Origin of the sequence: Flavobacterium sp. B183 (genome assembly GCF_023539155.1) — a bacterium.
GTDB classification, from domain to species: domain Bacteria; phylum Bacteroidota; class Bacteroidia; order Flavobacteriales; family Flavobacteriaceae; genus Flavobacterium; species Flavobacterium tructae.
Genome location: NZ_CP097434.1, coordinates 4,284,970 through 4,298,427 on the forward strand (window position 1 = coordinate 4,284,970; position 13,458 = coordinate 4,298,427).

A 13,458-nucleotide genomic window follows, 5' to 3' on the forward strand; every position below is an offset into this window, starting at 1 on the left:
ACATCTTACTTAAAAAACCTTGTTGCAGGATCAGATTTTAATTCGGTCCTGCAAATTTCTTTTAGCCAATAACAAAAGTCAAAAAAGATAAATAAATCTTAAAATTTACTTTAGCCTTTTGAATATATGTAGTTAACTACGTAAATTTGAACTAAAATTATTTTTTATGGTATTAGAGCAATCAAAGTCATTGGTATTGGGGAATCTTTTGCAGCGTTTGAATGAGAACCTGAGGAAAGAAGCGCAGTTATTCTACAAAAGTCAGAACATCGATTTTGAACCTAAATGGTTTCCGGTGGTGTATGTGCTTTCGCAGAAAAAAGCCATTAGTGTTGTCGAACTCTCACAGGAAATTGGCTACTCTCACCCTACTACTATTTCGTTACTGAAAGAATTGGAGAAAAAAGAACTGATTGGTTCAACGAAAGACGCCAAAGATGAAAGGAAACGCCTGATTACGCTCACTGACAAAGCCAACGAGATGATCGATCAATTGCAGCCTTTATGGCAAATCATGACCGAAGCGTTGATTGAACTTACTGATACTGAAAACAATTTATTTAAAGCCATACACGAAGTAACCCAGAATTTAAAAACTAAAAATCTTTTTGACCGAATGACCACAATTAAAGAAATGAAGAGCGAATCTGCTCAAAAATCAACAGGAAATACTGTAAAAGTTGAGAAGATTGACGACAGCAAATTAATAGAAATTGCTTTTGCTATTCGTCGTCAAGTATTTGTTGAAGAACAAAATGTATCGCAGGAACGCGAATCTATGGACGATGAAGAAGCAATTCATTATCTCGCTACTGTTAACGGTTTACCGGCCGGAGCGGCACGCTACCGTCAAATGGAAAAGGGTTTTAAGATTGAAAGAATTGCCGTTTTGAATTCCTATCGTGGACAGCGAATTGGAGAAGCAATCCTGCAAAAAATCTTAGCGGATTTAAAAGACGAGCAGAAGATCTATTTGTACGCACAAGTCAATGCAAGTCGTTTTTACATCAAAAACGGATTTAAACAAACCGATAATTTTTTCCTGGATGCAGGAATCGAGCATGTCGAAATGGATTATGTGAAAAAGTGAGATGTGAGATGAATTGTGTGAAATACCAATAAAAAAGGATAACTCATGAGGTAAGCAATAGAAGTAAATAGTAACGGCTAACATGATAATCACACTTTTGCCTAGATTAGTTTATCAACTTTAATAATTATCTAAATTCAGTTCCTCTTATAAAAAACAATCCCCCTAGTCTAGCCCTGATTGCAGCGGTATCCTTTTTCTGTTCTCGTTTCTTTAACGAGAACAGAAAAAGATTTAGCGAAAAGCAGGACAAATGGTTTTAAAAGTGCCAAAATGTTCTGCTTCTAAAAAAAAACTACACTTCAAAATATCCAATAAAATAAAGGCTTCACGAAGTTTTTATTGATTACCTATGATACGATAAGAAAATATTATGATAAAATTATTTCATAATCAGAAAAACCGTCCTACATTTGCCTAACGGTGTTAAACAATTTAATACTCAAATAAAATGGCTAGTAAAGATCGAATTTTAAGACAAAAAGAAGAGACCAGAAATAACATTCTTGGGGCTGCTTATGATATCGTAAAAGAAGAAGGCTGGAATGGTTTGAGTATGCGTAAAATTGCCGACAGAATTGAGTATACTGCTCCAATTATCTACGAATACTTTTCGAATAAAGAAGCGATACTTGAAGAACTAACCGGCAAAGGTTTTTTGAAACTGGCCAAAGAGTTGCAAACTGCAAAAGATAAGTTTGAAGAACCCGAAGATCAGTTAGAAGCCATGTGGATGGCCTACTGGGATTTCGCTTTTAGTAATACTGAAATGTACCAATTAATGTTTGGTGTTCAAATGACCTGCTGTGCACAACGATGTTCGGCTCAGGAAGCACCTTACAAATTGTTTACCTCGGTAATTGCTGAAGTTATGAAGGACAGTAATCCAAGTGAAGATATTATCAAACAAAAATATTTTACTTTCTTTTCTGTTATTCATGGTCTGATCGCCATTAATATCATTAACAAAAGTGACATCCTGGAAACCATTAACGCTCAAATCCTAAAAGATGCGATTGGTGGTATCATAAAATCAATCCAATAAAAAATTTCATTTTTACTTAACAGTGATAAATGATTTAATAGCCGATTAAAAAATACCTTTGCCTTGTTACTTAACAGTGATAAATAATTTAATAGAGTAATTTAGAAGCCTTTTTTCTCATTTTACTTAACAGTGATAAATAATTTAATAGAGTAATTTAGAAACCTTTTTTTCTTATTTTACTTAACAGTGATAAATAATTTAATACTAGTTTGTGAATAGGACTGGGAGGCTCATTATATAGAAATTCAGGCTTAAAAGCTTAACAACGTTAGATAATTTAATATAATTAAATATGAATGCCAGAATACCACATCAATTAATCCAAAAGAATGTTCAACAATTTAAAACCAATAATAAAATGAAAAATGTTATCATAACCAGTTTTATTCTGGCACTCGTACTAAGCAGTTGTGCAGATAAATCGCAAGCCCCGGCAGCTCCTGCTGCACCATTATTACCTGTTGCCGCCATTACAAGTGAAAACACTACTACCGATGCCGAATATCCTGCCTCTATACAAGGTACTGTTGATGTTGAAATTCGTCCTCAGGTAAGCGGAAACCTGGAAAGAGTTTTTGTAGATGAAGGTGCTTATGTCAATAAAGGTCAGACTTTATTCAAAATAAACGAACGTCCATTCCGTGAACAATTAAACAATGCGCTAGCCAATTTGCACGCTGCTGAAGCGGCTTTAATCAACGCCCAGTTAGAAGTAGATAAATTAACTCCATTAGTTCAAAACAAAGTAGTTTCGGATTATCAGTTAAAAACGGCTAAAGCTTCTCAAAAAATTGCTGCTGCCAATATCGAACAGGCCAAAGCAATGGTAGGATCGGCCAGAATTAATCTTGGATATACTAATGTTACAGCTCCTGTAAGCGGCTACATTGGAAGATTACCTAAAAAACAAGGAAGTTTAGTTTCGGCAACGGATGTTGAACCTTTAACCAACTTATCTGATGTGCATGAAGTTTTTGCTTATTTCTCATTGGGAGAAACCGATTTCATCAACTTTAAAGCTCAATATGCCGGCAGCAGCCTAGGCGATAAAATCAAAAAGTTGCCTCCTGTAACTTTGATTTTAGCCGATAATAATGCGTATCCTCAAACCGGAAAAATCGATATGGTAGACGGTCAGTTTGATAAAACAACGGGGGCTATTACGCTAAGAGCTACTTTTCCTAATGCTGGCGGGACTTTACGTTCAGGAAACACCGGGAAAATTCGATTAGGACTTCACCATGACGATGCTCTTCTGGTACCACAATCGGCTACTGTTGAAATGCAGGACAAAGTTTTTGTTTTCACCGTTAATAAAGAAAATAAGGTCAACAAAATGCCGATCACGGTTATTGGTAAAAGCGGTACAAACTATTTGATTAAAGATGGTATCAAATCAGGTGATCAGATTGTATTAAGCGGTATCGATAAACTTCAGGAAGGTCAGGTCATTCAACCTGAAAAACCGGCTACTAAAGTTGCCCAAGTAATCACTAAAAAATAATTTACACGCAAATGTTCAAAATATTTATACAAAGACCTGTACTGGCAACCGTAATCTCCATTTTATTGGTGATTCTGGGGGTACTTGGACTTACGAAATTACCTTTACAACAGTTTCCTGATATTGCACCGCCATCGGTTTTGGTAACGGCGGTTTATCCGGGAGCTAATGCCGAAACGGTTTTACGTTCGGTAGCGCCCTCTTTAGAAGAATCTATCAACGGGGTGGAAAACATGACTTACATGAGTTCTACCGCCAGTAACGACGGATCGTTAGCCATTACTGTTTTCTTTAAATTAGGTACCGATGCCGATCAGGCAGCCGTAAACGTACAAAACAGGGTGGCTCAGGCGACCAGTCAATTGCCTGCCGAAGTGGTACAGCAAGGGGTGATCACTGCGAAACAACAAAACAGTTTCATTATGGCCATCGGCATGTACACCGAGGATGAATCGAAATACGATCAGACATTTGTGGCCAATTATGCCCAAATCAATATTATTCCTGAAATCAAACGTATTCCGGGAGTAGGATCGGCCAGTATTTTTGGAGGTGTAAAAGATTACTCGATGCGTGTTTGGCTGAATCCGACACAAATGTCAACTTACAAAGTGACGCCAAACGAAATCATGAGTGCTATTCAGGACAAAAGTTTGGAAGCTGCTCCGGGTAAATTTGGAGAAAGAAGTACAGAAGTTTTCGAATACGTAATCAAATACAAAGGAAAACTAACCAAACCGGAAGAATATGAAAATATTGCTATTCGCTCTAATGCAGATGGTTCGGTTCTTCGCTTAAAAGACGTTGCCCGAGTTGAACTTGGTGCTTATTCGTACAACAGTTTAACGCGTTTGAATGGTAAAAAAGGAGTTGTAATCGGTATTATTCAATTGGCAGGTTCTAACTCCAATGACATTCAGATCGCGATTAACAAACTAATGGAAAAAGCATCAAAAGATTTTCCAAAAGGGATCAAACAAAATATTTTCTATAGTACCAAAGTATCGCTGGATCAATCGATAGAACAGGTAGAACATACTTTAATCGAAGCATTTATATTAGTATTCATCGTAGTATTTATATTCCTGCAAGATTTTAGATCAACATTAATCCCGGCTATTGCTGTACCTGTAGCAATTTTAGGAACGTTCTTCTTCATGCAGTTATTCGGATTTTCGATTAATCTTCTAACACTTTTCGCTTTAATTCTGGCGATTGGTATTGTGGTAGATGATGCGATTGTAGTCGTCGAAGCTGTGCATGCCAAAATGGAGCACAAACATTTGTCTCCAAAAGTAGCCACACATGAAGCAATGCACGAAATAACGGGTGCTATTATCTCGATTACGTTGGTAATGGCTGCTGTATTCCTGCCGGTTGGTTTTATGGAAGGCTCTACGGGAGTTTTCTATCGTCAGTTTGCTTTTACGATGGCGATTGCAATTGTAATTTCGGCTGTAAATGCGTTGACTTTAAGCCCGGCGCTTGCTGCATTGTTCCTGAAAGACAATCACGGTGCACAAGGAAACGAAAATGACGTTTATGTTAAAAAAGGATTTAAAGAAAAATTCTTTACAGCATTCAACAGCAGCTTCGAATCTTTGACGAATCGCTACGTGGGCGGAATTAAATTTTTAATTCGCCGCAAATGGTTAAGCTTAGGAGGTCTGGCCTTAATTACAGCAGCAACCATTCTGTTAGTAAAAACGACTCCAACAGGATTTATTCCAACAGAAGATCAGGGATTTATTGCGATTGCAGTAAATACTCCTTCGGGAACTTCTCTTGACGGAACACAAAAAGTAATGACTCAGGCAGAAAATTTACTAAGAGCCGACGAATCATCACGATTTGTAACAGCGATCTCAGGATTCAATTTATTAACGAATTCTACGAGTCCATCAGCAGCCGTTATTTTTGTCTTGCTTAAACCGGATGAAGAGCGTGGAAAAATAAAAGGAATCGACGAAATAATGGCCGATGTACAAGGGAAATTAGGAACTATTAGCGGTGGAAGTTTCTTCGTCTTTAGTTTCCCAACTGTTCCCGGATTTAGTAACGTTGAAGCTTTAGATTTAGTGCTACAGGATAAAACCGGAGGTAAACTGGATAAGTTTAGCGGTGTTTCTCAAAGCTTTATTGGAGAATTGATGAAACGTCCCGAGATCGCAATGGCCTTTACAAGTTTTAAAGCCGATTATCCGCAGTTGCAACTGGATATTAATGACGAAAAAGCCAATCAGCTGGGGGTAAATGTAAAAGACATTTTACAAACGATGCAGACTTATTTTGGTAGCGCACAGGCTTCTGACTTTAACCGATTTGGTAAATATTACAGAGTGGTTGTTCAGGCAGATATTGCCGACAGAGCTGATCCATCTTCTATTGACCGTGTTTTTGTAAAAAACAAAACCGGAGAAATGGTTCCAATAAATACTTTGGTGAAACTAAGCCGTATTTATGGTTCTGAAACGGCCTCCAGATATAATTTGTTTAATTCGATTTCGATAAATGCCATTCCGAAACCTGGATTTAGTTCGGGGGATGCCATTAAAGCCATAGAAGAAGTTGCTGCACAACATTTACCTGCAGGTTATAGTTTTGAATTTTCGGGACAAACCCGTGAAGAGATTTCTTCAGGAGGGCAATCCGCAACGATATTCTTACTGTGTTTGATATTCATCTATTTCTTACTTGCTGCACAGTATGAAAGTTACATTTTGCCTTTGGCGGTAATCTTTTCTATCCCTGCAGGTATTTTTGGAGTATTTGTGGCTATTGGTTTCACCGGAATTCAAAACAACATTTATGTACAGGTTGCTCTGGTAATGTTAATCGGACTGCTCGCTAAAAATGCCATTCTGATTGTGGAGTTTGCGGTTCAGAAAAGAAAATCCGGTCAGGCATTAATTCTGGCTTCAATCGACGCGGCAAAACTGCGTTTACGACCAATTATCATGACATCACTTGCTTTTGTTGTCGGATTAATTCCAATGATGAGTGCCAAAGGACCATCAGCACAAGGTAACCATTCGATTAGTATTGGTGCCGCAGGAGGTATGATTTCAGGGGTAATTCTAGGATTGTTTATCATCCCGGTTTTATTCATCATCTTCCAATATTTACAAGAAAAGGTTTCCGGAAAACCGGTAGCCGTAATTCATAACGAAGAAAAATAAAAATGGAAAACTATATCACAACCATACTCGTAGCCATTATCATTGGCATCGGATACATCTCTTATAAAATTTCAAGAGATCTTGAAAGCAGAAAAGATACTTGTACAGAAATTTAATGACAACACCTAAAATGAAAAATCATATAACCAAAATTGTGATGATCGCTATTTTGATCACCACAGTAATATCCTGTAAGGTTTCGAAGGATATTGAAACTCCAAAAGATGCATTTCCTGAAAATTTCAGGAGTGCATCGGTTTCAAAAGATACGACAAGTATTGGCGATACGGAGTGGAAAAACTTCTTTACCGAAAAAGATGTTATTCAGTTAATAGACAGCGCGGTTGCCCGAAACAACGACCTGCAAATTGCTACTAAAAACATCGAGATTGCGCATTACAGATTCACACAGTCCAAATGGGGAAATGTTCCTGAGGTCAATTTATCGGTAGCCGCAAGCACCAGCAATCCGTCAGACAATAGTTTTACCGGAAAGAATTTAGGTCAGGCATTGGGTCAGAATCATATTAATGACTTCACAGCCGGAGCGACACTTTCATGGGAAGCCGATATTTGGGGAAAAATAAAGAACCAGAAAAAAGAAGCTTTTGCGGGTTATCTGCAGTCTGAAGAAGTTAAAAAAGCATTGCAGACTACCATCGTTGCCAATGTTTCTAAAGGCTACTACAATCTTTTAATGCTGGACGCACAGTTGGATATTGCCCGACAAAATCTAAAATTAAATGATAGTACCACCACTATTATCAAATTAAAATACGATGCCGGTCAGGTCACTTCATTGGCGATTCAACAATCGGAAGCACAAAAATTAAACGCCGCGCAATTGATTCCGTTATTGGAACAAAACATTGCGATTCAGGAAAATGCTTTGAGTGTTCTGACAGGATCTTTTCCGGATTCCAAACAGAGAAGTATTCGTTTGAGCGCTTTAGAAGTTAAAAACAATACCGCCATCGGGATCCCGTCTTCGTTAGTAAGCCGCAGACCGGATGTAAAAAGCGCCGAACTTGCTCTTAAAGCCGCAAATGCCAGCGTAGGAATTACAAAAGCCAATTTGTATCCGGCACTCAGAATAACTGCTCAGGGTGGTGTAAACTCCTTCGAAGCCAGCAATTGGTTCAACATTCCGGCCTCTTTGTTCGGAACTCTTGCAGGAGGATTGACACAGCCTTTGCTGAACAATAAAAAAGTAAAAACACAATACCATATCGCCGTTGCCGAAAGGGAAAAAGCGGTTCTGAATTTCAGACAATCGGTTTTAGTAGCGGTTAGTGAAGTATCAGATGCTTTGGTAAAAGTAGAAAAATTGCAGCAACAGGAATCCTTTTTGCAACAACGTGTAAAAACGCTGCAGCAAGCCATAAAAAATGCCAATTTGTTATTCAAAAATGGTATGGCGGAATATCTTGAAGTACTTACTGCGCAATCTAATTTGTTACAAAGTGAACTAGAACTCGCCAACATAAAAAGAGAGCAGCTATCTGCCAATACCGAGTTGTATCGTGCTTTAGGTGGTGGCTGGAAATAATACCCGTTAATTATTTATTTTTTTGAGAGGAGAACGCTGTGAGACTTATAGTTTCATGGCGTTTTTTTATGGCACGCGGATGAGGCGGATCCGCGGATTGACACGTTTTTTTTATTCTCATTTTTGTAATTTCAACCGAAGAGAGACTCGAGCGATAACGAATAGGCGAAGCAAATCACACGTGGGCTTCGACAAAGATTAACGACATTCCGTATGGAGTTACTTGTATGATCCTTCCTTCGTCAGGATGACAAGATTACGCATAAAAAATGGCGAGAATAAAAAAAAGTGTCAATCCGTTTCTTCGCGATAGCGAATCCGTGTCATCCGTGTATCCTATAATCACAATATTTCTTACTTTTGATATTGTCAAGCCCTCAAAAAACGGCTCCAAAGAATGAATATCGCATCGAATATTAATAAAACAATCCTCTTAATCAACACATTAAATCCCATGAAAAGAATAGCATGCCTTGCAATTTTAGCATTACTATTTACAAGCTGTAAAGAAAACAATTCAGAAAAAGAAGTAAAAGCAATAAAAGAATCAGTAAAAACAAGCCCTGCTGTAAAAAAAGAGGCAGAGAAAAAAGAAGATTGTAAGGATGTTGAAGTAGAAATGGGTTCCGGAAAAGAATGTATCCTAAAAGGTACGGATCTTGCTCAGGTCTATCAAAATATTATCCAAAATAAAGAGGTTGAAGAATCTGCTTATTTTTTAAGTACAATCCCGAATGAAAGTAAATCTGTACCTGTAAATAAAAACGGATTGATCTCAATTGATTACGAAATTATCAAAGATAAAGTCCTTATTAGTATGAATTATGAAGGCGGTGTGACTGAAGTAACACTTGAAAAAATAAAAGATACCATTAAAAAAAGCATTTATCATTACGCCGATTAAATTATAAAATAAAGGGATTTACATCAAACCAGTAAAAAACTTTCCCAAATAAACCGCTAAATAACTTTTACGTTTTTAGCGGTTTTTTTTTATAATGGCTGTTCCTCATTCCTCAAAGTGACAAATAAGGAGAATAAAAAAATCAGCGAAAATCCGTGTCTTCGCGGTAGCGAATCCGCGTCATCAGCATACCCTATAATCCGTAATTTTTCTTTATTTTTGATAGTAAAACTTCAATCAAAATGTCAATCAATCACAATAAGTACCTCAACAATTTAAAAATAAAATTCGAAAGCTACGCTCCTATTTCAGAATCTTCCTGGCATTTAATTGCCGGTATTGCTGAAATTCAATCTATTAAAAAAGGAGATATTTTACTTCAGAACGGACAAATTGCAAAAGAAATATATTTTATAATCAAAGGTGCTTTACGGGCTTATATCACCGATGCGGCAGGTAATCTCTATAATAAAAACATTTTTCTTGAAGGCGATTTTGCCGGTTCAAAGGCTTCTTTACTACAGCAAACCGCTTCTCACTTCACCATAGAAGCACTCGAGGATTCTACCTTGATTCAACTTAACTACAAAAAATACAGCGCGCTCATTGATCAGAACAACGACCTCAAAAATTATTACATTGCCTATTTGGAAAAAAACTGGGTAATCGAAAAAGAACAACGCGAAATTGCTTTAGTCATGCAAAATGCTACCGAGAGATACCTACAACTTCTATCCAAACATCCAGATATTGCAGACCGTATTCCGCTGCTTCACATCGCCTCCCATTTAGGAATTACCCCTACCCAGCTAAGCCGTATCCGAAAAAATCTCGAAAAAGATTTGTAAATCAACATATGTAAAGGTTTCTCCTAAAAGCCCGGGGTATCTTTGTCTTATATTCTTATAATCACTATTCCAATGAAAAATATAAACTTAATCGAAGACAACTTAAATAATCTTACCGGAATGTGGAAAACGGTTAGTTCCTCTTTCCTATCCTACCATACAACTCCTCTTTTTGAATATAGCAAAGTCGAAAATTCAGGCTGGCCTAATAAATTGTGGTTTCGAAAAGATCTCTCTAAAAATGACATCGGTGAAATTACTAAAACCATGCAGGCCAATTCAGAATTAGCCTTCGCTTATTGGGATATCTACGGAACAAAATCGTACGAAATACTGGATGCCTATGGTTTCTCATTAAAAAGTGAACAGGTTGCGATGGCTTTAAAATTAGATCAGAAATTTACGCTTCAAAATAATCTGAGTTTTAAAAGAGTTTCCACTGAACAGGACGCTAAAATATGGGCCGATCTATATCCTCATGCTTTTGGTTATGTGATTAGCAAAGAAATCCTGATTCATAATCATCACGATGTTCAGTTTTATTTAGTTTCTTTAGACAATCAGCCGATCGGAACATTTATGCTGTTCCAGACTCAAAATACAATTGGAATTCATGGCGTTGGAGTGATTCCGGAAATGCGCCGAAAAGGTTTTGCTGGGGAAATCATGAAATATGCTTTAAATCTATCCATCGATTTAAATGCTGATTACGCCTTACTACAAGCCTCCGCAATGGGAAAAGATATTTACACGAGATTAGGTTTCGAAGACTTATTTGTCATTAAAAACTATGTTTTGGGAGCAAATTCCAAATCTTAAATTCCAAACTCCAGGTTTCAGGTTTCAAGTTTCAGGTTTCAAGAGTAAAGAAGAAAGAGCCAAGAGTCAAGTTTCAAGTTTCAAAATCTATTCTCTTTATTCTATATTCTATATTCTATATTCTATATTCTTGACTCTTGACTCTTGACTCTAAAATCTAAAATCATAAATCTAAAATCTTCCACTCTGTCCCAAATGCCCCTAAAATAGTCGTAAATGTGTAGTCCGTTCAAAAGATAAGAATTGTAAGTTTGTAATGAATTAATTAACAACCTTTTAAAAACTATCCCATGAAAAAAGCAAAAATTATCTTTTGGATCACTACTACTATTATCTTTTTATTCGAAGGTGTTATGCCGGCCTTAACCTCTCAGACAGAATTAGCAAAAGAAGGAATCAGACATTTGGGCTATCCTGAGTATTTCGGAAATGCCTTAGTCGTTTTTAAAATTCTTGGTGTTTTAGCTTTGGTGATTCCTTCCATTCCAAAAAACATAAAAGAATGGGCGTATGCCGGATTTGGTTTCGACTTTATTTTTGCTTCGATCAGTCACGCTGCAGTAGACGGTATCAATTTCCAGGCCTTCTTTCCTTTAATCTTTTTAGTAATTCTGGCGATCTCTTACGTTTATTCTCATAAAATAGAGCGTTATAAAAACATCGCTTTATAACCTCATGAAATGATGATAGAAGTTTATAAAACAAATGTTCAGGAAGTCGAGCAATCTCGACTGATTGTGGGGAAACTTCTGGAACATTTTCCAAACAGTCGTATTAATTTTGATTTAGAGGACTGTGATAGAATTTTACGCGTTCATGCACCGTCAATTTCAAATCAAAGAATAATAGAACTTCTGGATTCCTATGGCTATCATTGTGAAGTTCTTCTGTGAGTCCTAAAAAACAACAAAGATCTGATTTATAAAGTTTTATTGATAAAATTTGTAAATTTGAAATACTATCAACCTTCAAATCTAACCAAATGAATTTACCGGCCGGACATCAAACCATAATGCCTTATTTAATTTTAAATGGCGCGTCAAAATTTATAGAATTTACTCAAAAAGTCTTTGATGCAACAACTTCTTCCGATCATGTACTACGCGAAGACGGAACGGTTATGCATGCAGAAATTATCATCACCGGAAGTACTATCATGGTTACAGACGTAGTTGAAGACTGGTCAAGACAAACCGCTAACCTATTTGTTTATGTCCCGAATGTCGATGAAACCTATAAAAAAGCATTAGAAAATGGTGCTACGAGCATAATGGGAGTCAGCGATAAAGAGTATGGCAGAACTTGCGGCGTTACAGATCCGTTTGGGAATGTCTGGTGGATCACTACAATTCTTTCTTAAAAACAAAAAACACTTATGAAAACGGAATTAAAACAAGACATTACCACTACTATTGGACAATTTTACGATACGCTTTCTCTTTTTACTCAGAACGAAGTAAATCAAGTACCGTTTGAAGGAAGCTGGACTGGCGGACAGGTTGCCCGTCATATTATAAAATCGACCTCAGGCCTGCGTCAGGTTTGCGAGGCTAATACACAAAAACTCCCCGCTAACTACGACGAAAAAATTCCTCTAATCAAAGAGATATTTCTCAATTTCAGCACCAAATACAACTCCCCTGATTTTATATATCCCGAGGACCGCGAATATGATAAAACCGAGTTGCTTTCGAGTCTTCAAAGAATTGAAAAGGAAATGCAGGATATTGCTGAAAATTATGATTTAACACTCACCTGTATGGATTTTGAAATACCGGGTATTGGAAATTTAACAATCTACGAGTTATTAAACTTCTGTGTCATGCACTCCAAAAGACATTTAAATCAATTGAAAAACGTCTATAATGTTGTAAAAAACTAAATATGAGATCCAAAACCAAAACCATTTTAACCGCCTGGCTCGTTGCCGGGACATTAGACCTAACAGCAGCCATTACAGTTTATGCTTTTATACTCCAAAAAACCACTGCGATAAAACTGTTGCAATCCATTGCAAGCGGCGTTTTTAAAAAGGAAGCCTATAGTGGAGGCTCATTAATGGCACTCTTCGGTATTGGATTCCATTACTTAATTGCACTAAGTTTCGCCTGGTTTTATTTTATCATTTATCCTTATCTGCCTTTTCTCAAAAAAAGTGCAATTGTTTCCGGATTCCTTTATGGAATTTTTGTGTGGATCATCATGAATTTAATTGTACTGCCTATTACCTTTCCTGTGCTTCCCGAAAAACACTTAGATTTCCCATTATTCTTATCCATGTTGATCCTGATGTTCTGCATCGGTCTACCCATAGCACTTATAACGCGAAAATATTATAGTTTTCAGACGCAATCCTAATTGTAAACCTGAAATACAAAACGTCAAAAATCCCTTTTCACACAAAGGGATTTTTTTTTGTTTTACCCCCAAACGTAACTTTTCTGCTTTTATTTTGCTCATACAATGCTAATTATATAAACTTCAAAAAAAGTTATGTAAGATTTCTTCTGCAGTTGT

13 protein-coding genes are annotated in these 13,458 nt (G+C 36.9%); all 13 read left to right on the forward strand.

The features are described from left to right. The first annotated feature begins 166 nt into the window (after positions 1-166). The 13 genes from M4I44_RS17710 (at position 167) to M4I44_RS17770 (ending at position 13,299) form a co-directional block, all read left to right on the forward strand. Positions 167-1,090, forward strand: coding sequence for a bifunctional helix-turn-helix transcriptional regulator/GNAT family N-acetyltransferase (locus tag M4I44_RS17710; RefSeq protein ID WP_249965591.1), 924 nt, complete (start codon positions 167-169; stop codon positions 1,088-1,090). Positions 1,091-1,541: 451 nt separating this feature from the next. Next, positions 1,542-2,135, forward strand: coding sequence for a TetR/AcrR family transcriptional regulator (locus M4I44_RS17715; protein ID WP_249965592.1), 594 nt, complete (start codon positions 1,542-1,544; stop codon positions 2,133-2,135). Positions 2,136-2,430: 295 nt separating this feature from the next. Next, entirely contained in the window at positions 2,431-3,642 is a 1,212-nt protein-coding gene (locus M4I44_RS17720; protein ID WP_249965593.1) for an efflux RND transporter periplasmic adaptor subunit, read from the forward strand. Positions 3,643-3,653: 11 nt separating this feature from the next. Further along, the gene (locus M4I44_RS17725; protein WP_249965594.1) at positions 3,654-6,821 is read left to right on the forward strand and encodes an efflux RND transporter permease subunit; all 3,168 of its coding nucleotides are present in this window, start codon (positions 3,654-3,656) and stop codon (positions 6,819-6,821) included. 130 nt (positions 6,822-6,951) lie between these two features. Beyond that, positions 6,952-8,370, forward strand: coding sequence for a TolC family protein (locus M4I44_RS17730; protein WP_026109892.1), 1,419 nt, complete (start codon positions 6,952-6,954; stop codon positions 8,368-8,370). 454 nt (positions 8,371-8,824) lie between these two features. Continuing rightward, the gene (locus M4I44_RS17735; RefSeq protein ID WP_249965596.1) at positions 8,825-9,274 is read left to right on the forward strand and encodes a hypothetical protein; all 450 of its coding nucleotides are present in this window, start codon (positions 8,825-8,827) and stop codon (positions 9,272-9,274) included. 242 nt (positions 9,275-9,516) lie between these two features. Then, positions 9,517-10,122 carry a Crp/Fnr family transcriptional regulator gene (locus tag M4I44_RS17740; protein WP_249965598.1) on the forward strand — a complete coding sequence of 202 codons (606 nt, stop codon included), beginning with the start codon at positions 9,517-9,519 and terminating at the stop codon, positions 10,120-10,122. 72 nt (positions 10,123-10,194) lie between these two features. Continuing rightward, positions 10,195-10,941, forward strand: a complete 747-nt coding sequence (locus M4I44_RS17745; RefSeq protein WP_249965599.1) for a GNAT family N-acetyltransferase — start codon at positions 10,195-10,197, stop codon at positions 10,939-10,941. Positions 10,942-11,231: 290 nt separating this feature from the next. Beyond that, on the forward strand, positions 11,232-11,612 hold the full coding sequence (locus M4I44_RS17750; protein ID WP_249965600.1) for a DoxX family protein: 381 nt from the start codon (positions 11,232-11,234) through the stop codon (positions 11,610-11,612). Positions 11,613-11,621: 9 nt separating this feature from the next. Beyond that, a complete protein-coding gene (locus M4I44_RS17755; RefSeq protein ID WP_249965601.1) occupies positions 11,622-11,834 on the forward strand; it encodes a hypothetical protein in 213 nt (70 codons plus the stop codon). Positions 11,835-11,923: 89 nt separating this feature from the next. Further along, positions 11,924-12,301, forward strand: a complete 378-nt coding sequence (locus M4I44_RS17760) for a VOC family protein (RefSeq protein ID WP_249965602.1) — start codon at positions 11,924-11,926, stop codon at positions 12,299-12,301. A gap of 15 nt (positions 12,302-12,316) precedes the next feature. Further along, positions 12,317-12,823 (forward strand): DinB family protein, encoded by a 507-nt coding sequence (locus tag M4I44_RS17765; protein ID WP_249965603.1) that lies wholly within the window; start codon positions 12,317-12,319, stop codon positions 12,821-12,823. Between the two features lie 2 nt (positions 12,824-12,825). Beyond that, entirely contained in the window at positions 12,826-13,299 is a 474-nt protein-coding gene (locus M4I44_RS17770) for a DUF1440 domain-containing protein (protein WP_249965604.1), read from the forward strand. Positions 13,300-13,458 lie beyond the last annotated feature (159 nt).